The sequence below is a fragment of the Sandaracinobacteroides hominis genome, from assembly GCF_016464365.1.
GTDB lineage: Bacteria > Pseudomonadota > Alphaproteobacteria > Sphingomonadales > Sphingomonadaceae > Sandaracinobacteroides > Sandaracinobacteroides hominis.
On sequence record NZ_JADCUC010000007.1, the window covers coordinates 133,139 to 153,798 of the forward strand.

Consider the following 20,660-nt stretch of genomic DNA (forward strand, 5'->3'; position numbering starts at 1 on the left):
TCCATTCGGATTCGACATGCCGAAAAAGCGAGGCCAAGCCTGCCTGTGGATTCGGACAGCCCGCCCCCGGCCCTGCCGGGGGCGGGCCGCCTCTATTGCCGCGCCATCGCAGCCTTCAGATAGGCCTCGATCACCTGCTCCTTGTCCTCCAGCGGCTCGCCCGTCACGTCCACCAGCGCCTTGTGAATGGTGCCGGCATATCTGAACGGTGGCAGATATTCGTCCGCCAGCATCACCGGCGACCCATTGTCGCTTCCCACCGAGACGCCCGCGCCCAGCCCCAGCGACAGCGGGATGGTGACATCCACCTCGCCCTCGCCCACCTGCCTGCCGTCGACAAACAGCTTGATGTTGGCGGGGGTCCCCTTGCCCTGCATCACGTCGGCAGGGCCGGTCGGCGTGAACTCGAAGCTCAGCACATGCTGCCCGGCCGGCACCGCACTTGCGGCCTGCACCTTGAAGCGCCGGTCGGCGACATAGTTGTAGCCATAGCTGAGCTTGCCGTCCTTCACATAGAAGACAAACCCGCCGTCATTGCCGCCCATGGTGAACAGCGCGCCGTCGGCGCCGCCCTCGGGCACCGTTGCGTGCACCGACACGCTGTGGGCCACGTTCAGCACGCGCGGGGCCGCACTGCCCGGTATCACCTGGGTGTTCGGGTAATAGACGTATTTCGTACGGCCAACGGCGATCTGCGGCCGCGACTCGCCGAAGCGGAGCGTGCCCCGGCTGTCGATGGGGAAGACTTTGTACTTGCCGGCCTCGGCATACCACATGCCGATCATCTCGATCAGCCGGGCCTTTTCGCTGGCGGCCAGATCGTTGGTTTCGGCCGGGTCCTTGCTCAGGTCGTACAGCTCCCAACTTTCCGCATCGAGCTTCGTCAGCATGTCCTTGTCGATCGGCGCGCCGAAGAAGCGGCCGCTTTCCGTGAACGACGTCCCCGGCCAGGGGCAAACCGCGCGCCAGCCGTCGTGATAGAGCGAGCGGTGGCCGAACATCTCGAAATATTGCGTGCGGTGCAGCCCCTCGGCCTTGGCATCGTCGAACGTATTGCGCAGGCTGAAGCCCTCTATCGGCGACTGGGTGATGCCCTTGATGGCGGCCGGTGGGGTCACCCCGGCGCAGTCCAGCGCGGTCGGCACCAGGTCGATCGCGTGGCAGAACTGGGTGCGCACCTCGCCCTTCGCCTTGATGCCCTTGGGCCAGCTGACGATGAACGGGTCCGAGACGCCGCCCCGATAGGTTTCGCGCTTCCAGCGGCGGAACGGAACATTGCCGGCGTGCGTCCAGCCCCAGGGGAAATGGTTGAAGAATTTGGGGCCGCCGATCTCGTCGATCGCCGCCAGGTTCTGCTCCAGGCTGTCGGGCACGTTGTTGAAGAACTTGTTCTCGTTCACCGAACCCGTCGGACCGCCTTCCGAGCTGGAGCCATTGTCGGATACCAGCAGGATCAGCGTGTTGTCATACTCGCCGATCTCTTTCAGGAAGCCGATCAGCTCGCCCAGATAATGGTCGGTGTGCTCCAGGAAGCCGGCGAACACCTCCATCATCCGCGCATACAGCCGGCGCTCGTCGGCAGAAAGCTTGCCCCAGTCCTGCACATCGGGGTCGTGGCCCGACAGCACCGCGTCCTTGGCGATCAGCCCCATCTGCTTTTGCCGCGCGAAGGCCTTTTCGCGGTAGGCGTCCCAGCCGTCGTCGAACTGGCCCTTGTACTTGTCCGCCCATTCCTTCGGCACATGGTGGGGGGCGTGCTGGGCGCCGGTGCAGAAATACATGAAGAACGGCTTGTCGGGCGCGACCTGCTTCGAATCGGCGATCATGCTCTTCGCTTTTTCCATCAGGTCCGGGGTCAGGTGATAGCCTTCCTCCGGCGTCTTCTCGGGCTCCACCTGGGTGTTGTCCCGCACCAGCTCGGGATAATATTGGTGCGTGTCGCCCCCCATGAAGCCATAAAATCGCTCGAACCCGCGGCCCAGCGGCCAGCGGCTATAGGGGCCGGCGGCGGATGTCTGCTCCGTCGGCGTCAGGTGCCACTTGCCGATCGCATAGGTGTTGTAGCCCTGCTCCAGCAGGATTTCCGAGATGAAGCCGTTCTCGAACGGGATGATGCCGTTGCCGCCCGGAAAACCGGTGGAACCCTCGGTGATGCACGACATGCCGTTGGAGTGGTGGTTGCGACCGTTGATAAAGCACGACCGCGAGGGCGAGCACAGCGCTGTGGTATGCATGTTGGCATAGCGCAGCCCGTCGGCCGCCAGCGCATCGATGTTGGGCGTGTGGATCGGGCTTCCATAGCAGCCCAGATGGCCGAAACCGGTATCGTCGAGAACGACGAACAGGATATTCGGCGCCCCCGCCCTCGCCCGCAGCGGTTCCGGCCATGCCGGTTCGGAAACGTCGAACGTGCGCCCGATGACGCCATTGAACGCCTGCCCGGCCTTATACTCTTTCAGTGCCATGCCTCAGTCCCCTCTCTGCAAGCTGTGCTGCGGAACCCCATGGAACATCTGCCGGCGCCCGTCCGTACCCGCCCTGCTTGCCCGCAGTTCCGGTTGGGGCCATATCGTATCGCCACATCTTCCGCTTCGGTTTGGAGGACAAAATTGCAGCCGCAACCGGGGGTACGGCCACAATTCCATGTGCATCAGGGCGGAATGCAGCGCGCCGGCCTCTTCTCTGCGCTCCCCGGCCTCCTGCGGGAAATGGGGTGCGATCCCGACGCCCTCCTCGCAGCCGCGGGCTTTGCGGTCGACGGCTTCGGGCCAGAGACACTGGCGCCGATGGGGAATTTCCTGCGTCTGATGGAAGGGGCCGCGGCTGCCGCCAATTGCCCCGATCTGGGGCTGCGTATCGGCCTGCGCTACGAGCTGCACCACCATGGGCTTATCGGGGCGCTGATGCAGACCGCGCCCACCCTGCACCGCGCGCTCCTGGATCTCGTCACCTGGCAGCCCGGATACTCCAGCGGCGCCATCGTCTATCTGCGACCGGAAGGCGAAGGTGCGCTTCTGGGTTATGGCACGTATGACCGCGGACCGGTCAGCAGCAGCCACCTGCTGCACCTCGCGATGGGCAACGGCATCCGCATGATCGAGCTGTTGACCGCGGGCAAGGCGACTCCGGGGGATCTGAACCTGGCCTGTCGGCCGATGGACGGCGTTGCCCGGCCGGCGCTGCCGTTGCGCTACAACCAGCAGCAGACCTGCATCGTGCTGGATCGGGAGGCGTTGCGCACCCCGGTCGTTACCGCCGATCCGGAGAGGCGCTTGCGGCTGCTGCTGCAGATGGAGGCCATGCCGGGCCTGCGTCTGGGCACGACCGCTGCCCGGGTCCGTCACCGGCTGCGGCCGCTGATCCAGTCGCACCAGCCCGGCATGGCGGCGGTTGCCGCCGAGATGGGGCTGCACCCGCGGACGTTGCGGCGGCGGCTGGCGGCCGAAGGCGAACGGTTCGAGGACATTCTGGACGATGTGCGCCTGTCGCTGGCGCAGGAACTGCTGGAGCTGACCGACATTCCCACCAGCGATATCGCCGATGCGCTGGCCTATGCCGCGCCCGGGATCCTGTCCGACGCCTTCCGCCGCTGGAGCGGCTGTTCCCCCTCCGCCTGGCGCGCGGCCTCCCGATTCCCACAGTAGAGGCTTTCGCGCGGAGGCTTATCGGTCTCCGCCGAAGGAGAATACAGATGGCAGACGCCTATATCATCGACGCAGTCCGTACCCCGCGCGGCGGTGGCAAGCCCGGCAAGGGGGCGCTTTCGCACCTGCACCCGCAGCATCTGGCCGCCACCGTGCTGAAGGCGATTGCCGAGCGCAACAAGCTGGACACCGCCACGGTCAACGACGTGATCTGGTCTACCAGCACGCAAAAGGGCAAGCAGGGCGGCGATCTGGGCCGGATGGCGGCGCTGGACGCCGGATATGACATTCGTTCCTCGGGCATGACGCTGGACCGCTTCTGCGGCGGCGGCATCACGGCGGTGAACCTGGCGGCCGCGCAGATCATGAGCGGCATGGAAGACTGCGTTGTCGCCGGCGGCACCGAAATGATGAGCCTGACGACGACGATGGCGCAGGAAGAACGCGCCGCCGGCTTCGCGCCGATGATGATGGGCTCGGGCAACGCCCACCTGCAGAAGATCCACCCGCAATCGCACCAGGGCGTCTGCGGCGATGCCATCGCCTCCATGGAAGGCATCACCCGCGCCGATGTCGATGCGCTGGGCCTTGAAAGCCAGAAGCGCGCCGCAGTCGCCATCGCCGAAGGGCGGTTTGCGAAGTCGCTGGTCCCGGTGCTGAACGAAGACGGCACCGTGGCGCTGGACAAGGAAGAATTCCCCCGGCCGCAGACCACCGCCGAGGGCCTTGCCCAGCTGGAAGCCAGCTTCACCAAGATCGCCGACATGCCGCTGGACGAGCGCGGAACCACCTTCCGCAGCCTGATCAACCAGAAATACCCTGACCTGAAGATCGAGCATGTCCACCATGCCGGCAACTCGTCGGGCGTGGTCGACGGCGCCGCCGCCGTGCTGCTGACATCGAAGGCATATGCCGACAAGCACGGCCTGAAGCCGCGCGCCAGAATCGTTGCCATGACCAACATGGGCGATTGCCCGACGCTGATGCTGAACGCACCCGTGCCGGCGGCGAAGAAGGTGCTGGAAAAGGCCGGCCTGACGGTTGACGACATCGACCTGTGGGAAATCAACGAAGCCTTTGCCGTGGTGGCGGAAAAGTTCATCCGCGACCTGAAGCTGGACCGCGACAAGGTGAACGTGAACGGCGGCGCCATCGCGCTGGGCCACCCCATCGGCGCGACGGGCTCGATCCTGATCGGCACAATCCTGGACGAACTGGAGCGGCGCGACCTGAAGCGCGGGCTGGTGACGATGTGCGCCGCAGGCGGGATGGCTCCGGCGATTATTATCGAACGCGTGTAACGTGTAGGCGGCCGCAGCCTGGAGGCGGATTGCAGCGCAATCCGCCGAAGGCCTGCGGACTCGCCGCAACGCACGGCCGGCGGGGCGTGGGCCATCAGGCCCACGAGCCCGTTCGACGAGCGGGCTATGCCCGCAACCTTTCTTTCTTCTGATTCCTGAAGCGGACTCGGCGGCTGTGCCGCCGGCCGCGCCTCTGTGCGCCCGCCTGTTGGAGATTTACCCAGGCAAACTTCACAAACTTCACACTGACTCGTGCGTACGTGCGGGTGCGCGCGTAGCTTGTGACCGGTGTGTAGGACAGGGAAAAATGCGGGTTGGTCTGGCGCCTGCATTGGGGTGGTTTTGGCACGGAATGGGGGCTGTAGGACAGCCGCATCGACGGTGGCAGCTTAGCGCCGCCATTTCGGTCGTTCGGTGGCCTAATCCATGAGCCTGAAAACTACCGTGAATCAAATGCAGTGGCGTTGGCAGTGCCGCTTTAAGGCTAAAGGTTTTGCCACTGGACCGGCGTGGCTGAATGTTGGATCTTATGAATTCGAAACGAGTAGGCATCAGACTGATGAATGCCTTACGTGGCCGCAAACCGATCGCGTTCACGGATATCCAAAATAAGATTCATAAGCTCGTCTGGCCGATTGGTAATGCCAAACAGACCAGCGGGGCGGTCCTTGTCACTCTGGTCGGTACCAGTGTAGATTAAAAAAGGCGTTCCAATCTCCGCTTCTCGAGCCTTCTTAAGCAGATCGAGACCAGCAGTATTCCCCTCGGGACGGCTCATGTCGGTAATGACCGCGTCGTAACTTGCTTGTGCCATCAATTTCAAAGCGTCATTTGTCGTTGTGGCTGCAGCAATTTTTACTCCGAATCTGCGCAAGAGCACCTGTTCCGCAACGTTATTGCCAGGCTGGTCGTCAACCCAGAGAATCCGCATGCCTACGAGAATGTCGGACGTGCGATCCAGTCTTCGAGTCAGCGCGCCTGTGCCGCCGGGTTCTAATGGGACACCCCGTTGTTGCGAGGCTTGCGTTAGGTCTGCGATCGCAAGTTCTAGCTCGACGCCCAATCCCTTGAAGCTTTTCAGGCGAGGCAACAAATCAAGCAATTGTGGAAGGAATTTGACGAGAACCCAAATGCCGAATGCCGCCCAAACCAAAGCAGGAACCACCGTCGCACCGGCACCCTCCCAGAATCCGCTCCAGACATCCGTTGCGGCCTGAGGCTGCTCCGTCGCAGTAGCTACCACAGGCGCAGTCGCTTCACCAGTTTTGGCAGGGGTTGGGGTGGGCATGGGCGGCCTTCAGATCGAGGGAGTTTAGGCAAGCTCGTAGGCTAGCTCTCGCATGAAACGGGTTGCATTTCCGGCGATTGGTATCGCTTTGAGGTGTGCAGTCCGGTCGCGCCGGATTAAGGCAACATGGATCATAAGCAGGATCCAATCGATCAGGCTGTTGGCTGGTGCCAATGAGTTCCATGCAATGGCATTTGTCTGAAGAAGCGCAATTCTGTTCTCATAGTTGTATTCGCGCATGGCTAGTGCCGATTGGCCTGCAAAAATCCCGCTGGCTCGGGCAGTCTCCATTGAGTCGGGCGAGTATTCGTGTATCAATTCCTCTGGATCGAAGAACATGAACCCTCGCACGCGGAAGATACCGAAAAGGTTAAGGATCGCAGAATCAGAGCTGGCGAGGAACGACAATCGCGCGATATAAGATACTCTGTCTGCACCATATGCGGTCATCACGATCCTCGCATGGGAATCTGGCTCTCCCGTGGCGAGTGCCGCAAAGATCAGTCCGGGAAGGTTGGCATCCATTTCGACAATGGACGTGAATTCACGCCAACTCCTATTGAAATCATCGATGCGGAGATTGCCGTCGCCAACGTATATTTCCGTGCTAGTGGTCAGAGCGGAGTAGAACGCTTTCCGTGCGACAAGCAGCAGTTCCGGTGACGGCTCGCGCAGCAATTCCACGGCTTGCTGGATGAGACCCTTCCCTCGGCTGGTCTCGTTCGTGCAGAACGCCAATTCGGCTGCAGATACTAGCAGATCAATCTTGAAAAGTCGGCTAGGCGCGCCTTGAGCGGCCAGAGGATCAAACAGACTTCCTTCAGGGACCATTGGAAACGTTGGCCCAAAGCGCCGGGCAAGCGACTCTGAGTTGTTAGCACATTTTTCGAGAAACGTCGAACGCACCCGAATATCACCCAGCCAACCTTCTGGCCCGTTCAAAGTGCTCATGCTATTGCCTCAAGCAAGTTTGAAAGCCTATCCGGCGACACAAACTTGCCATTGAAGATCTCCGGACGCGCGTGTCCGGCAAAATTCAACGAATTTGTATTCTTGTCGATTTTGTGCACCCGCTCGATCTGCCGGGCAGGCACGGTAAGCTTTGCAGCAATCTCGCCCTCTCCATGAAAAATCCAGTACTTGCGGAATATATTTAGGTCGCGGACTGCATCTGCGATACAGGCGAGCTCAGGGACGGCTTTAGGTGAGAGAACGCACCAGCAGCGGTACACATAGCCGGACGTGCGGCCATAGTTAGTCGCGAAGGCTGCAGCGGTCAGCCAAGCGGGCAACACGCTTACACCTCCAACCGGGTCTGGCAGCACGATGCCCGCCGACAGAGAGATGTAAGGTGTGCGATCCCAGACCGAGGGAAAGTTGTTTACATGGTCATTTAATGCCGTTTCACTCAAGTCGTCGTGGGCGTCATGAATGGCGGGTACAAATTGATTGCAAGAGTTCCGCTTGACTGCGCTACTCAACATTCCGGAGGAGAGTAACTTCTCAGCCTCAGGGTCCGAAAATTTCGGCTCTCCATTATCCCCTGGTTGTTCAGGAATCCCTTTCAGGCATCATTGAATTTGCACGATAAGCCCCCATCGCCATCGGACCTCTGCAGTTGAGACTATCGTATTCGCAGCTGTTTTCAATGGTGGGTCAAACGACAGCTCTAGGCGACTCCCCCTTCCAAGCGGGCAGGCAGTTCGCGGCCGAACTCCTGACGCACTGAACCACCATCGAGGGTGCAGGGAAATCATTTCCCTGCCGGGGGTGAAGGGGGCAGCGCCCCTTTCTTCCCAGCCTACCCGATCAGTGCCGCCACGATGATCTCGGCTGCTTCCTCGGGCGTTACCTGCGTCGTGTCGATGCGGAGGTCCGGGGTTTCCGGCGCCTCATACGGGCTGTCTATGCCGGTGAAGTTCTTCAGCTTGCCTTCGCGGGCCTTGCGGTAGAGGCCTTTTACGTCGCGTTGTTCGGCTACGCTGAGCGGCGTATCGACATGCACTTCGAGGAACTCGCCCGGGGCCATCATGGCGCGGACCATGTCGCGTTCGGCGCGGAAGGGGGAGATGAAGGCGGTTATGACGATGAGGCCGGCGTCGGTCATCAGGCGGGCGACTTCGCCGACGCGGCGGATGTTTTCGATGCGGTCGGCTTCGGTGAAGCCGAGATCGCGGTTGAGGCCGTGGCGGACATTGTCTCCGTCGAGGAGGAAGGTGTGGCGGTTCATCCGCGCCAGCTTCTTTTCGACGAGGTTGGCGATGGTGGATTTGCCGGCGCCGGAGAGGCCGGTGAGCCAGACGACGGCCGGCTTCTGGTTCTTGAGCGCGGCGTGGTGTTCGCGGCTGATGTCTGTCGCCTGCCAGTGGACGTTCTGCGCGCGGCGGAGCGAGAAGTGGAGCATGCCGGCGGCGACGGTGGCGTTCGACATCTTGTCTATGAGGATGAAGCCGCCGAGGGCGCGGCTTTCGGCATAGGGTTCGAAGACGATGGGGCGGTCTGTCGCCAGGGTGACGACGCCGATGGCGTTGAGATCCAGTGTTTTCGCCGCCAGATGCTCCAGGGTGTTGACGTTCACCTGGTATTTCGGCTGCTGGACGGTGGCGGAGACGGTCTGCGTGCCGAGTTTCAGCCAGTAGGAGCGGCCGGCGACCATGTCGTGCTCGTCCATCCAGACGAGCGTTGCCTCGAACTGGCTGGAGGTTTGCGGGGGGTTGTCGGCGATGGCGATGACATCGCCGCGCGAGCAATCGACTTCGTCGGTGAGGGTGAGGGTTATGGATTGGCCGGCGACGGCCTGGGGGAGGTCTCCGCCCATGGCGACGATGCGGGCGACCTTGGTGAGCTTTCCGGAGGGGAGGATGCGGACGGCGTCGCCGGGGCGGATGGTGCCGGAGGCGATCAGGCCGGAGAAGCCGCGGAAATCGAGATTGGGGCGGTTTACCCATTGCACGGCCATGCGGAACGGGCGGGTTTGGTCGGCGGTGGCGTCGACCTCCACGCTTTCGAGGTGCTGGATGAGGGTGGGGCCGCTGTACCAGGGGGTGTTGGCGCTGGGGGCGGTGATGTTGTCGCCCCTGAAGCCGGAGATGGGCATGGCGGTGAAATGGGAGATGCCGATGCTGGTGGCGAAGGCGCGGTAATCGGCGACGATCTCGTCGAAGCGGGTTTGATCGTAGGCCACGAGGTCCATCTTGTTTACGGCGAGGACGATGTGGCGGATGCCCAGCAGGTGGGCGAGGTAGCTGTGGCGGCGGGTCTGGGTGAGGACGCCCTTGCGCGCGTCGATCAGGATCACGGCGAGATCGGCGGTGGAGGCGCCGGTGACCATGTTGCGGGTATATTGTTCGTGGCCGGGGGTGTCGGCGACGATGAACTTGCGCTTTTCGGTGGAGAAGAAGCGGTAGGCGACGTCGATGGTGATGCCCTGTTCGCGCTCGGCGGCGAGGCCGTCGACGAGGAGGGCGAAATCGATTTCCTGCCCTTGGGTGCCGACGCGCCGGCTGTCGGCTTCGAGGGCGGCGAGCTGGTCTTCGAAGATCATCTTCGAATCGTAGAGGAGGCGGCCGATGAGGGTGGACTTGCCGTCGTCTACGGAGCCGCAGGTGATGAAGCGGAGCAGGCTCTTGTGCTGGTGCAGGCGGAGGTAGGCGTCGATATCCTCGGCGATGAGGGCGTCGACCGTGTATTGGGGGGCGGACATCAGAAATAGCCCTCCTGCTTTTTCTTTTCCATGCCGGCGCCGCCGGCGTCCTTGTCTATGGCGCGGCCCTGGCGTTCGGAGGTGGTGGTGAGGAGCATTTCCTGGATGACTTCGCTGAGCGTGGCGGCTTCGCTTTCGACGGCGCCGGTGAGGGGGTAGCAGCCCAGCGTGCGGAAGCGGATGGAGCGCTGGACGGGTGCTTCGCCGGGGGCGAGGGGGAAGCGGTCGTCATCGACCATGAGGAGGAGGCCGTCGCGCTCTATGGTGGGGCGCGGGGCGGCGAAATAGAGCGGGACGATGGGGATGTCGTTCAGCTGGATATATTGCCAGATGTCGAGCTCGGTCCAGTTGGAGATGGGGAAGACGCGGATGCTTTCGCCCTTGGCCTTGTGGACGTTGTAGAGGTTCCAGAGCTCGGGGCGCTGGTTTTTCGGGTCCCAGCGGTGGGTGGCGGAGCGGAAGGAGAAGATGCGTTCCTTGGCGCGGCTCTTTTCCTCGTCGCGGCGGGCGCCGCCGAAGGCTGCGTCAAAGCCGTATGTGTCGAGTGCCTGCTTCAGGCCCTCGGTTTTCCACATGTCGGTGTGGAGGGCGCCGTGATCGAAGGGGTTGATGCCCCGGGCCCTGGCTTCGGGGTTCTGGTAGACGAGGAGTTCCATGCCGGATTCCGCGGCCATGCGATCGCGGAGAGCGTACATGTCGCGGAACTTCCAGGTGGTATCGACGTGGAGCAGCGGGAAGGGCGGGGGCGAGGGGTAGAAGGCCTTGCGCGCGAGGTGGAGCATGACGGCTGAGTCTTTGCCCACGGAATAGAGCATCACCGGCTTTTCCGCCTCGGCCACCACTTCGCGCAGGATGTGGATGGCTTCGGCTTCCAGTCGTTCCAGATGGGTCAGCACGTCGGGCAAGGCAATCTCCTGTGGCACCACGTATCGCGTGCCGGCGGCGGGCACCATATCGCCGTGCGGTTTCGTCTCAAGATGCTCCTGCTTTATCGGGGGAAACCGCAGGTGCGGGCGCTTCAGCGGCGGGCCGGGCCGGTGGAGCCGCGTACCACGAGCGAGGCCTCCACCACCACCGGGTCGTGCGAGGGCTCCTCGCCTGCGCAGTCGGCGATGATGAGCTCGGCCGAGCGTGCGGAAACGGCGGCGATGGGCTGCACCACGGCGGTGAGCGGCGGATGGCTGAAGCGCACCGCCGGGGTATCGTCGAAGCTGATGATGGAGAGGTCGCTCGGAACCTCCAGACCGCGGGCGCGGGCGACGGCCAGCGCGCCGAACGCCATCTGGTCGCTGCTGCCGATGATCGCCGTCGGCGGATCGGCGCCGTCGAGCAGCGCGGTGGCGGCGGCTACGCCCGAGGTGTAGCTGAAATCGCCCGGCTTCAGCAGGCCGTCCGTCGCCAGCCCGGCCTCGGCCATGGCCGCGCGCCAGCCCTGCACCCGCCAGCCGCTGAGTTCATAGTCGGGCGAGCCCGCCACGAAGCCGATGCGCCGGTGCCCCAGCTGCAGCAGATGCTCCGTCGCCAGCCGGGCGGCATGTTCGTCGTCCATCGTCAGCCGGAAGCCCGGCCCCTCCAGCAGCGAGCCTATGCGGGCAAAGCGGATGCCCTGTTCGTCGAGCAGGCGGGTGATGAGCGGGTTCTGCGAGTGCGGCGGCGTGAGGATGACGCCATCCGGGCGGACGGCGGCGATGGCCGCGCCCAGCTCGCGCTCGATATGGTCGGAGTGGGTATCGACCAGTTCGATTATCATCCGATAGCCGTGCTTCGCGCAGGTGAGCATGCCGCCAAGGAGCATCTGGTCCACCCAGTCGGCGCCCATGCGGCTTTCCCAATCCGCCAGCGTCCGCTCGCGGTCGTTCAAGGCCAGGATCAGATAGGAGCGGGAGCCGCCCATCCGCCTTGCGGCGAGGCTGGGGACATAGCCGAGCTTGTCGATGGAGGCCTGCACGCGCTCGGCCATTTCCGGCCGCACATTGGCGTCGCGGTTGATGACGCGGCTGACGGTCTGCATGGAGACGCCGGCATGGGCGGCGACATGCCTGATGGTGACGGCCTGTTTCCTGCGCGGCATGGTTCAGGCAGCCGCCCTTGCACTGCAATATTGCCGCACATAGGTGGCGTGATCGGGCAGCTGGCCCAGCGTGTGCGCCACATGCGCGCACACATTCTCCAGCAGCTTTTCCAGCTCTTGCGGAGTCGGCTTTTCGGCGATGGGGTGCCACGACCCTGGCAGGATGCCCTGCCCCATCCTCACCTGCACCCAGCTGTTTTCGGCGAACATCTTGCGCGCACCTTTCCGGCGCTTGCCCCGCGACAGTTGGTTAACGGCCTTGGGAACGTTCACAATCTTGCGGCTGCGGCTTGTTGTCAACCCCCCGCTCCGATCGCGCTGCAAGATTTGGGAACGTTCCCAAGAGTAAATCGGGCTTGAATCAGCGAAAATGCACGGAAAATCCGTAGCATGGCGTTTGCCACCGGCCGTTCTGCCGGCGCCGTCGGCTTCCTCGTCTATTCCGTCGGGGCGCAGACCTTCCTGGCGCTGCATTCCGCCTTCTTCATGCTGCTGTTGCCGCGCCCGGCGCACCGGGGGAGGGATCTGGGGGGGCGGGATCTGGGGGGGCGGGATCTGGGGGTGCTGAACCTCGCCAACACCATTCCGGCGATCCTTGGCCCGCTGCTGGCCTGGGCATTGGCGACGCCGCAGGATTTCCGCACGCTGATGCTGCTGCTGGCGCTGCTGACCGTCGTTGGTGGCGTGCTGACGCTGCAGATCAGGCGTTTGCGCCAGGGCGCCGCCGGACGTCGCACCAGTGGGCGCAGGCCGGCGCCTGTTCGCTGCCGGGGGCGGGCACGCGCTTTCCGCTGCCGCTGGCCGAGCAGACGACAACCGTGGCCGGGCCGGCGAGTGCGGCCATCGGCAGGGCGAAGACGGCGAGGGCAACGGCGAACCTCAACGCTCGTCCTCTTCGTCGAGCAGGATGCGCTGTGCAGCGCCTTCGAGATCGTCGTACTGACCGGAGCGGACCGACCAGAGGAAGGCAATCAGCGCCAGCAGCCCGGCTCCCAGCGCGATGGGAATGAGGATGCCGAGCGTGTTCATCGCGCCCCTTTCGCCGGAACGGCCCACCTGAGCCGCAGCGCATTGGCGACCACCAGGATCGAGGAGCCGGACATGGCGATGGCGGCGATCATCGGGGTGGCAAATCCTGCAATGGCAATCGGAACGGCCAGCACATTGTAGCCGATCGCGGCGGCGAAGTTCTGCCGAATGTGGCGGTCCGCCGCCGTCGCCAGACTGAGCGCCTCTGGCACCGCCATCAGCCCGTCCTGCAGGAACAGCAGGTCCGCCGCCGTCTGCCCGGCGTCGCTGGCGCTGGACGGCGCCATCGAGACATGGCCGGCGGCGAGCGCCGGGGCATCGTTCAGCCCGTCGCCCACCACCAGCACGCGCCTGCCCTGTCGCGCCCGGACGCGGATCAGATCCAGCTTGTCGGCAGGCGTCATCGCGGCGTGCCAGTCGTCGATGCCCAGCTCCCGCGCGACTGCATCCACCGCCTCGGGCCGGTCGCCGGAGACGATGCCGACGCGCAACCCGCGCGTGCGGATGGCGTCGATGGCGGCCCTTGCATCGGGCCGCAGCGGATCGTGGAACGGCAGCACCACGGCCGCGCCATCGCCCTTGCGGAAGGCGAGGCTGAGGAGCGCGCCCTCCGGCCCGGCCTCGGCGCCGACCCAGTCCAGCCGGCCCAGCCGCAGCAGCACGCCGTCCACGCGGGCCTCCATCCCGCAGCCGGGCACCTCGCGGACATCGGCCAGTGTTGCGGGCACCACGCCCTGACGCCGGGCGGCGGCGAGCAGGCCGCGCGACAGCGGGTGGCGGCTTCTGGCGGCCAGACCCGCCGCACGTGCGAGATCGGCCTCGACAAGCGGCAGTTCGCCCGCCGGCTCGGGCCGCCCCAGCGTCAGCGTTCCGGTCTTGTCGAACAGCACGGAATCGGCCTCCACCAGCCGCTCCAGCGCGCCGCCGTCCTTGAGGAGGACGCCGCGCTGCATCAGCAGGTTCGCCGCCGTCACCTGAACGGCGGGCACTGCGAGCCCCAGCGCGCAGGGGCAGGTGATGATCAGCACGGCGGTCGCCGTTAGCAGCGACTGGTGCCAGCCGGCCCCCGCCGCCATCCAGCCGAGGAAGGTGCACAGCGCCAGCAGGTGCACGGCGGGGGCATAGAGCCGCGCGGCGCGGTCGGCGATGCGCACATGCCGGGCGCGGCCGCCTTCGGCCGCCTCCATCATCCGCAGCACCTGTCCCAGAAAGCTCGCCTCGCCCACCGCCGTCGTCTTGACCGTGAGCGGTGCGTCGAGATTCAGCGTTCCGGCGGAGAGCAGGCTGCCGGGCTGCACCGCCTGCGGCAGGCTCTCACCCGTCAGCAGCGCGGAATCCAGCGCCGAGCGGCCTTCTGTGACCACGCCGTCCACAGGCACCCGCTCGCCTGCCGCCACCAGCACCAGCATGCCCGGCGCCACCGCCTCTATCGGGCGATATTCCTGCGTGCCGTCCGCCCCCAGCACCAGCGCCCCGCGCGCTGCCTGCTTCATCAGGGTGGCGACGCCCGCGCGCGCCTTGTCGCGCATCACGCTGTCGAGATAGCGGCCGACCAGCAGGAAGAAGATCAGCATCGTCGCTGCATCGAACCAGACGTGGGGTGCGTCGGTCAGCATTTCGTGGAAGCTCATCCCCGTCGCCAGCAGGATGCCGATGGAGATCGGCACGTCCATGTTGGTGCGGCCATGCCGCAGGGCGCCCCAGGCGGAGGCGAAGAAGGGGCGGCCTGCGTAAGCGACTGCCGGGATTGCGATGGCGGCGGAAAGGATGTGGAACAGGTGCCGCGTCGCGCCGTCCGCGCCGGACCAGACCGAGACGGAGAGCAGCATGATGTTCATTGCCGCAAAGCCGGCCACCGCCATCGCCGTGAGCAGCCGGCGGGATTGCGGGTCGGCCTCGGTCGCGGCGGCGTCTGCGGGGTTGAACGGGCGTGCCTCGAAGCCCGCTCCCTCCACCGCCTCGACGATGGCCTCGGGCGTGACCTGTGCGTCCTCCCACTCCACCGCCAGCCGGCGGGTGGAGAAGTTGACCCGTGCCAGCGTGATGCCTTCGAGGGGCCGCACCGCGCCTTCCACCTTGCGGATGCAGTTGGCGCAGTGGACGCCCGGCACGTGCAGGTCCAGCCGCCGCTTGCCCGGCGCCGGCTCGGTGGTGAAGGTGAGGAGCGGCGAGCTGGCCATCAGCCGACCTCGATCCGCTGCCGCAGCCAGTGGCGCTCGCCGCCGCGCTGCACGGTCAGCTCCATGTCCCACAGGCCCTGCGGCAGGGTGGCGCTGTAGCGGCCTTCCGGCCCCGGCAGCAGCGCCAGCCGCACCGGCGGCACCTGCCCCAGCGGGTGCGTCAGCAGCGCCTCCACCTGCGCGCCCTTGAGCGCTGCGCCGGCGGAGGTGCGCGCCGTCACCAGCAGGGCCTTGTCCTTCACTTCGGGCGTCACCTTCCAGCCCCGCGCCTGTTGCGCGCGCCCGGCCTCCAGCCCCGCGTTGAAATTCTGGCTGGCGACATAGCTGTTCTCGACCACCATTCCGGGGAAGGTCCGCGTCGCCAGCACGGCCATCGTCAGGTTCACCGCGAGGATGATGCCGAAGCCGGCGGCGAAGATCGCCAGCACCCTTCTTCCGGTCAGCGGCTTGCTCATCCGCCGTCCCCGGCAGGTGGCGGCCCGGTGAAGCGGGCCGCCTGCCGCGTTTCGCCCTGGCCGTCGGCCGCCCGCGCGACGAACGCGAAATCCCTGTGTTCCTTGCCTTCCAGCGCGGCTGGCGGCACCCGTACCTGCAGGTGCCGCGTTTCCACGCCGTCGGCGCGCGCCGTCAGGGCGATCTGCGTTCCGGGCTCACCTCCCAGCAGCGGATCGGAAATCCGCGCCTCGGGCAGGCCTTCCACCGTCAGGATGAAATCGCGGGGCTGCAGCTCCTTGTTCAGCAGCTTCACGGTGAAGCCGTTGCGGATGTCGCCTCCGGAAAGCTGCACATAGACCGGGTTGCGATCCTGCGAGACGAGCAGCTCCATCCGCTCGCGCCCGGCCAGTGTTACGGCCATGCCGATGCCGATCGCCGCCCACAGCGCGAAATAGAGGAGGAGCCGGGGGCGCAGCAGCGTCTGCCAGATCGGCTTCAGCGCCGCCCCCTTCCGCTCCTCCTCGTCCCGCTTCAGGGTTGTGTATCCGATCAGGTCGGGCGCCCGGCCCAGCTTGTGCATGGTGTCGTTGCAGGCATCGATGCACAGCGCGCAGGTGATGCATTCCAGCTGCGGGCCGTTGCGGATTTCGATGCCGGTGGGGCAGACGTTGACGCAGGCCATGCAGTCCACGCAGTCGCCGATCCCGGGCTCGGCCAGCTTTTCCTTGACGCTGCCGCGCGGTTCGCCCCGCCACGTCTTGTAGGTGACGATGAAGCTGTCCTCGTCGAGCATCGCCGACTGGATGCGCGGCCAGGGGCACATGTAGGTGCACACCTGTTCCCGCATCAGCCCCGCCAGCGAATAGGTGGTGAAGGTGAGGAGGGCGATGGCGCCATAGGCGGCGAACGGCGCCGTGCCGCTGACGATCTGCGAGAGCAGCGTCGGCGCATCGGCGAAGTAGAAGACCCACGCCCCGCCGGTGAGGAGCGCGATGACCAGCCAGACGCTGTGCAGCGAGATGCGTTTGGCGATCTTCTCGGGGCCCCACGGTGCCTTGTCGAGGCGCATCCGGGCGTTGCGGTCACCCTCGATGAAGCGCTCGACCGCCATGAACAGGTCGGTCCAGACCGTCTGCGGGCAGCTGTAGCCGCACCACGCCCGCCCGAAGGCCGAGGTGACGAGGAACAGCCCGATCCCGGCCATGATGAGGAGGCCGGCGACATAGTAGAATTCCTGCGGCCAGATCTCGATTCCGCCGAAGAAGAAGCGCCGCCCGGCGAGATCGACCAGCACCGCCTGATCCGGCGCATGGGCGCCCCGATCCCAGCGCAGCCAGGGCGTTATGTAATAGATGCCCAGCGTGACGCAGAGGATGATCCACTTGGCGCGGCGATAGGGGCCGGAAACTTCCTTCGGGAAGATCTTCTCGCGCTTCTTGTAGAGGCCGGCCGGCGGCTGCGGCGCCGGCTTCAGCAGGCCGGGCATCTTGTTCACTCCCCGCCGCCGAGGCTGTGGACATAGGCGGTGAGCTTGCGGATGGTTTCCTCGGACAGATGCGTCTTCCAGGCCGGCATCACCCCGGCGTGGGCGTTCCACACCGTGTGGCGGATGTCGGCGCGGCTGCCGCCATAGAGCCAGATGCCGTCGGTGAGGTTCGGGGCGCCGAATTCGCGCAGGCCCTTGCCGTCGATGCCGTGGCAGGCGACGCATTGCTGCTGGAAGATCACCCCGCCCTTTGCCGCCAGCGCCGGGTTTGCCTTCTGGCCGGAGATCTGCACCACATATTCCACCACGGCGTCGACTTCGGCGGGCTTCAATATCCCGTCGCGACCAAAGGCGGGCATGGCCGAAATCCGCGTATCGTCGTCGTCGGGCTGGCGGATTCCGTGCTGGATGGTGGTGTGGATGCTCTCCATGTCGCCGCCCCACAGCCAGTCGTCGTCGTTGAGGTTGGGATAGCCCTTGCTGCCGGCAGCGCCGGTACCGTGGCACTGCACGCAATAGATCTTGAACGCCGATTGCCCGCCGGCGACCGCCGCCTGCATCAGCTGCGGATGGTTGGGCAGATCGTTGATGGGGATGTCCATCATCCCTTTCACCGCCTGCTCGCGCCCGGCCTCCACGGCAGCGATTTCCGCCCGCACATTGGCACGGCTGCTATAGCCCAGAAGGCCCGGCGTTGCGCCGCGGATCCCCGGAATCGCCGGATAGAGCAGCACCCAGACGCCGGCGAAGACGATGGTGGCGTAGAAGATCCACAGCCACCAGCGCGGGATCGGCTTGTTCCACTCCTGGATGCCGTCCCACTCGTGACCGGTGGTGCCGGGTTCGGTGCTGCTCGGGTCGCTCATCTGTCCGCCTCTTCATCCCGCAACTCTTCATCCAGCAACGGGATCATCCGTGCATCGTCGTGGTAGCGCCGGGCCGAGGGCCGCATCGCCATCCACACCGCCAGCGCAAAGCAGGCGAAGAGGAAAACCAGCCCCCAGCTGTCGGCCAGATGGCGCAGTTCGTTATAGTCCATCTTCAGCGGCTCTCGGCCGGCACATAGGTGTCGAAGTCCACCATCGTGCCCAGCACCTGCAGATAGGCGACCAGCGCATCCATCTCGGTCAGCCGCGCCGGATCGCCGTCGAAATCGCGCACCTGCACCTTGCCATAGCGTTCCAGCAGGCCCGCCGTGTCGGCGTTGGGATCGGCCTGCGCGCGCAGGTCGGCGGACGCCTGCGCGATCGCCGCGTCGCTGTAGGGAACGCCGACCGCGCGGTTCGCCCTCAGATGCGCTGCGGCATCCGGCATCAGCAGATCGCGGTCCTTCAGGAAGGCATAGCCGGGCATGATCGATTCCGGCACCACGGCGCGCGGATCCATCAGGTGCTGCACATGCCATTCGTCGGAATAGCGGCCGCCGACGCGCGCCAGATCCGGCCCCGTCCGCTTGGAGCCCCACTGGAACGGGTGGTCGTACATGCTCTCGGCCGCCAGCGAGTAATGGCCATAGCGCTCATTCTCGTCGCGCAGGGGGCGGATCATCTGCGAGTGGCAGGTATAGCAGCCCTCGCGGATGTAGATGTTGCGCCCGGCCAGCTCCAGCGGGGTGTAGGGGCGCACGCCTTCGACCTTTTCCACCGTGTTCTGCAGCCAGAACAGCGGCGCGATCTGCACCAGCCCGCCGATCGAGACCACCAGCAGGGTCAGCACCAGCAGGATGGTGACGTTGCGCTCGATAGTGCCATGGGAAATCTGCATCGTGCGCCCCCCTATTCTGCAGCTGCGGGTTGCGGCAAAGGCCGCTCGGCGGACTTGCCGGAGCTGTCGACCAGCGGCGCCTCCGCACGCACATCGCCGCGGATCGTCCGCCACAGATTATAGACCATCACCAGCGAGCCGCCGAAATAGAGCAGGCCCCCCAGAAGGCGGATCACATAATAGGGGTGCATCGCCGCCACGACTTCCGAGAAGCCATAGACGAGGTAGCCCTCGGCGTTGAATTCCCGCCACATCAGGCCCTGCATGATGCCGGCCACCCACATCGACGAGGCGTAGAGAACGATCCCCGCCATCGCCAGCCAGAAGTGCCAGTTTATCATCCGCAGCGAATAGAGCCGTTCCCGCTTCCACAGCCTGGGCGTGAGGAAATAGAGGCAGGCAAAGGTGATCATGCCGTTCCAGCCAAGCGCGCCGGAATGGACATGGCCGATGGTCCAGTCGGTGTAGTGGGACAGCGAGTTGACCGCCCGGATCGACATCACCGGGCCTTCGAACGTGCTCATCCCATAGAAGGCGAGCGAGGCGACGAACATGCGGATGATGGGATCGGTGCGGATCTTGTCCCACACATTGTCCAGCGTCATCAGCCCGTTGATCATGCCGCCCCAGCTGGGCATCCACAGCATGACCGAGAACACCATCCCCAGCGTCTGCGCCCAATCGGGAAGCGCCGTGAAGTGCAGGTGGTGCGGCCCGGCCCAGATGTAGAGGAAGATCAGCGACCAGAAGTGCACGATGGACAGGCGATAGGAATAGACCGGCCGGTTCGCCTGCTTGGGCACGAAATAATACATCATCCCCAGGAAGCCGGCGGTGAGGAAGAAGCCGACGGCATTGTGCCCGTACCACCATTGCGTCAGCGCATCCTGCACGCCGGAAAACAGCGAATAGGATTTGGCCGAGAAGCCCGCCGGCACCGCCAGATTGTTGACGATGTGCAGCATGGCGATGGTGACGATGAAGGCGAGGTAGAACCAGTTTGCCACATAGATGTGCGGCTCGCGGCGCTTCACCAGAGTGCCTAGGAACACCGCCAGATAGGCGACCCAGACGACGGTCAGCCACAGATCGACATACCATTCCGGCTCGGCATATTCCCTGGACTGGGTGATGCCGAACACATAGCCGGTCGCCGCCAGCACGATGAACAGCTGATAGCCCCAGAACACGAACCAGGCGAGGTTGCCGAACGCCAGCCGCGCCCGGCAGGTGCGCTGCACCACCCAGAAGCTGGTGGCGATCAGCGCATTGCCGCCAAAGGCGAAGATCACCGCGGAGGTGTGCAGCGGCCGCAGGCGCCCGAAGGTGGTGAATTCGGTATCGAGGTTCAGAAGCGGGAACGACAGCTGCGCCGCCACCACCACGCCGACCAGCAACCCCACCACGCCCCAGAAGCTGGTGGCGATGACGCCGGCGCGGATCACATCGTCCTTGTAGCGATCCTCGGGATGGTCGGGGAGGATCCAGCTGCCGTTTGGCGTGAAGCGCGCGCCGCCCACCGTATAGACCGCCGCAATCGCCGCCGCCGCCAGGATGACCACCCCATGGGCCGCGAACGGCCAGGTGGTCGCCGTGGCGATCATGAACAGCGCCATGAAGGCCGCGAGCAGATAGGCCCCGGTCTGGAATAGGACGTTCATGGCAACTGTACCTTCTGAAGCGCTTCGGGCGTACGAGTGCCCGCCCGCCCCCATGCACCTCGCCGCGAAGGCAATGCTTGATTCAGATCAAGAAAGGG

19 protein-coding genes are annotated in these 20,660 nt (G+C 65.0%); 2 read left to right on the plus strand and 17 right to left on the minus strand.

The window, feature by feature from the left end; all coding sequences use genetic code 11:
- Positions 1-92: 92 nt before the first annotated feature.
- Positions 93-2,465, minus strand: a complete 2,373-nt coding sequence (locus IM784_RS14600; RefSeq protein ID WP_199556073.1) for an arylsulfatase — start codon at positions 2,463-2,465, stop codon at positions 93-95.
- A 180-nt stretch (positions 2,466-2,645) separates the two neighbouring features.
- On the opposite strand from IM784_RS14600, the gene IM784_RS14605 reads away from it, so the two are divergent.
- Together IM784_RS14605 and IM784_RS14610 are read left to right on the plus strand one after the other, a co-directional pair.
- On the plus strand, positions 2,646-3,644 hold the full coding sequence (locus tag IM784_RS14605; RefSeq protein ID WP_199556074.1) for an AraC family transcriptional regulator: 999 nt from the start codon (positions 2,646-2,648) through the stop codon (positions 3,642-3,644).
- Between the two features lie 47 nt (positions 3,645-3,691).
- The gene (locus IM784_RS14610) at positions 3,692-4,945 is read left to right on the plus strand and encodes an acetyl-CoA C-acetyltransferase (protein ID WP_199556075.1); all 1,254 of its coding nucleotides are present in this window, start codon (positions 3,692-3,694) and stop codon (positions 4,943-4,945) included.
- Between the two features lie 568 nt (positions 4,946-5,513).
- Here the strand turns inward: IM784_RS14610 and IM784_RS14615 are convergent.
- The 16 genes from IM784_RS14615 to ccoN all read right to left on the minus strand — a co-directional run bounded on the left by IM784_RS14615 (position 5,514) and on the right by ccoN (position 20,562).
- Positions 5,514-6,233, minus strand: a complete 720-nt coding sequence (locus IM784_RS14615) for a response regulator (protein WP_199556076.1) — start codon at positions 6,231-6,233, stop codon at positions 5,514-5,516.
- Positions 6,234-6,257: 24 nt separating this feature from the next.
- Positions 6,258-7,184 carry a hypothetical protein gene (locus IM784_RS14620; protein WP_199556077.1) on the minus strand — a complete coding sequence of 309 codons (927 nt, stop codon included), beginning with the start codon at positions 7,182-7,184 and terminating at the stop codon, positions 6,258-6,260.
- On the minus strand, positions 7,181-7,645 hold the full coding sequence (locus tag IM784_RS14625; RefSeq protein WP_199556078.1) for a hypothetical protein: 465 nt from the start codon (positions 7,643-7,645) through the stop codon (positions 7,181-7,183). The genes IM784_RS14620 and IM784_RS14625 overlap by 4 nt, the downstream gene beginning before the upstream one ends.
- A gap of 389 nt (positions 7,646-8,034) precedes the next feature.
- Positions 8,035-9,936, minus strand: coding sequence for a sulfate adenylyltransferase subunit CysN (cysN, locus tag IM784_RS14630; protein ID WP_199556079.1), 1,902 nt, complete (start codon positions 9,934-9,936; stop codon positions 8,035-8,037).
- Positions 9,936-10,889, minus strand: coding sequence for a sulfate adenylyltransferase subunit CysD (cysD, locus tag IM784_RS14635; protein WP_199556080.1), 954 nt, complete (start codon positions 10,887-10,889; stop codon positions 9,936-9,938). Before cysD ends, cysN begins: the two co-directional genes overlap by 1 nt.
- Before the next feature lie 65 nt (positions 10,890-10,954).
- Positions 10,955-12,007, minus strand: coding sequence for a LacI family DNA-binding transcriptional regulator (locus tag IM784_RS14640; RefSeq protein WP_199556081.1), 1,053 nt, complete (start codon positions 12,005-12,007; stop codon positions 10,955-10,957).
- A 3-nt stretch (positions 12,008-12,010) separates the two neighbouring features.
- Positions 12,011-12,217, minus strand: coding sequence for a hypothetical protein (locus tag IM784_RS14645; RefSeq protein WP_199556082.1), 207 nt, complete (start codon positions 12,215-12,217; stop codon positions 12,011-12,013).
- Positions 12,218-12,707: 490 nt separating this feature from the next.
- A complete protein-coding gene (locus tag IM784_RS14650) occupies positions 12,708-12,890 on the minus strand; it encodes a hypothetical protein (RefSeq protein ID WP_199556083.1) in 183 nt (60 codons plus the stop codon).
- Complete coding sequence (gene ccoS, locus IM784_RS14655) at positions 12,887-13,036, minus strand: cbb3-type cytochrome oxidase assembly protein CcoS (protein WP_199556084.1); 150 nt, start codon at positions 13,034-13,036, stop codon at positions 12,887-12,889. Before ccoS ends, IM784_RS14650 begins: the two co-directional genes overlap by 4 nt.
- Positions 13,033-15,216, minus strand: coding sequence for a heavy metal translocating P-type ATPase (locus IM784_RS14660; RefSeq protein ID WP_199556085.1), 2,184 nt, complete (start codon positions 15,214-15,216; stop codon positions 13,033-13,035). The genes ccoS and IM784_RS14660 overlap by 4 nt, the downstream gene beginning before the upstream one ends.
- Positions 15,216-15,671, minus strand: coding sequence for a FixH family protein (locus IM784_RS14665; protein WP_199556086.1), 456 nt, complete (start codon positions 15,669-15,671; stop codon positions 15,216-15,218). Before IM784_RS14665 ends, IM784_RS14660 begins: the two co-directional genes overlap by 1 nt.
- On the minus strand, positions 15,668-17,137 hold the full coding sequence (gene ccoG, locus IM784_RS14670; protein WP_199556087.1) for a cytochrome c oxidase accessory protein CcoG: 1,470 nt from the start codon (positions 17,135-17,137) through the stop codon (positions 15,668-15,670). Before ccoG ends, IM784_RS14665 begins: the two co-directional genes overlap by 4 nt.
- A 5-nt stretch (positions 17,138-17,142) precedes the next feature.
- A complete protein-coding gene (gene ccoP / locus IM784_RS14675; RefSeq protein ID WP_199556088.1) occupies positions 17,143-18,003 on the minus strand; it encodes a cytochrome-c oxidase, cbb3-type subunit III in 861 nt (286 codons plus the stop codon).
- Entirely contained in the window at positions 18,000-18,176 is a 177-nt protein-coding gene (locus tag IM784_RS14680; protein WP_199556089.1) for a cbb3-type cytochrome oxidase subunit 3, read from the minus strand. The genes ccoP and IM784_RS14680 overlap by 4 nt, the downstream gene beginning before the upstream one ends.
- Positions 18,177-18,178: 2 nt before the next feature.
- Complete coding sequence (gene ccoO / locus IM784_RS14685) at positions 18,179-18,901, minus strand: cytochrome-c oxidase, cbb3-type subunit II (protein WP_199556090.1); 723 nt, start codon at positions 18,899-18,901, stop codon at positions 18,179-18,181.
- Positions 18,902-18,912: 11 nt separating this feature from the next.
- A complete protein-coding gene (ccoN, locus tag IM784_RS14690) occupies positions 18,913-20,562 on the minus strand; it encodes a cytochrome-c oxidase, cbb3-type subunit I (RefSeq protein ID WP_199556091.1) in 1,650 nt (549 codons plus the stop codon).
- Between the last annotated feature and the right edge of the window lie 98 nt (positions 20,563-20,660).

Excerpts from the sequence above, each read along its gene's own strand:
- IM784_RS14600 (WP_199556073.1), bottom strand. The coding sequence starts at position 2,465 with ATGGCACTGAAAGAGTATAAGGCCGGGCAGGCGTTCAATGGCGTCATC.
- ccoG (WP_199556087.1), bottom strand. The coding sequence starts at position 17,137 with ATGCCCGGCCTGCTGAAGCCGGCGCCGCAGCCGCCGGCCGGCCTCTAC.
- IM784_RS14665 (WP_199556086.1), bottom strand. The coding sequence starts at position 15,671 with ATGAGCAAGCCGCTGACCGGAAGAAGGGTGCTGGCGATCTTCGCCGCC.
- IM784_RS14620 (WP_199556077.1), bottom strand. The coding sequence starts at position 7,184 with ATGAGCACTTTGAACGGGCCAGAAGGTTGGCTGGGTGATATTCGGGTG.
- IM784_RS14615 (WP_199556076.1), bottom strand. The coding sequence starts at position 6,233 with ATGCCCACCCCAACCCCTGCCAAAACTGGTGAAGCGACTGCGCCTGTG.
- ccoN (WP_199556091.1), bottom strand. The coding sequence starts at position 20,562 with ATGAACGTCCTATTCCAGACCGGGGCCTATCTGCTCGCGGCCTTCATG.
- ccoP (WP_199556088.1), bottom strand. The coding sequence starts at position 18,003 with ATGAGCGACCCGAGCAGCACCGAACCCGGCACCACCGGTCACGAGTGG.
- IM784_RS14640 (WP_199556081.1), bottom strand. The coding sequence starts at position 12,007 with ATGCCGCGCAGGAAACAGGCCGTCACCATCAGGCATGTCGCCGCCCAT.
- ccoS (WP_199556084.1), bottom strand. The coding sequence starts at position 13,036 with ATGAACACGCTCGGCATCCTCATTCCCATCGCGCTGGGAGCCGGGCTG.
- IM784_RS14645 (WP_199556082.1), bottom strand. The coding sequence starts at position 12,217 with ATGTTCGCCGAAAACAGCTGGGTGCAGGTGAGGATGGGGCAGGGCATC.
- IM784_RS14610 (WP_199556075.1), top strand. The coding sequence starts at position 3,692 with ATGGCAGACGCCTATATCATCGACGCAGTCCGTACCCCGCGCGGCGGT.
- cysD (WP_199556080.1), bottom strand. The coding sequence starts at position 10,889 with ATGGTGCCCGCCGCCGGCACGCGATACGTGGTGCCACAGGAGATTGCC.
- IM784_RS14680 (WP_199556089.1), bottom strand. The coding sequence starts at position 18,176 with ATGGACTATAACGAACTGCGCCATCTGGCCGACAGCTGGGGGCTGGTT.
- cysN (WP_199556079.1), bottom strand. The coding sequence starts at position 9,936 with ATGTCCGCCCCCCAATACACGGTCGACGCCCTCATCGCCGAGGATATC.
- IM784_RS14660 (WP_199556085.1), bottom strand. The coding sequence starts at position 15,216 with ATGGCCAGCTCGCCGCTCCTCACCTTCACCACCGAGCCGGCGCCGGGC.
- ccoO (WP_199556090.1), bottom strand. The coding sequence starts at position 18,901 with ATGCAGATTTCCCATGGCACTATCGAGCGCAACGTCACCATCCTGCTG.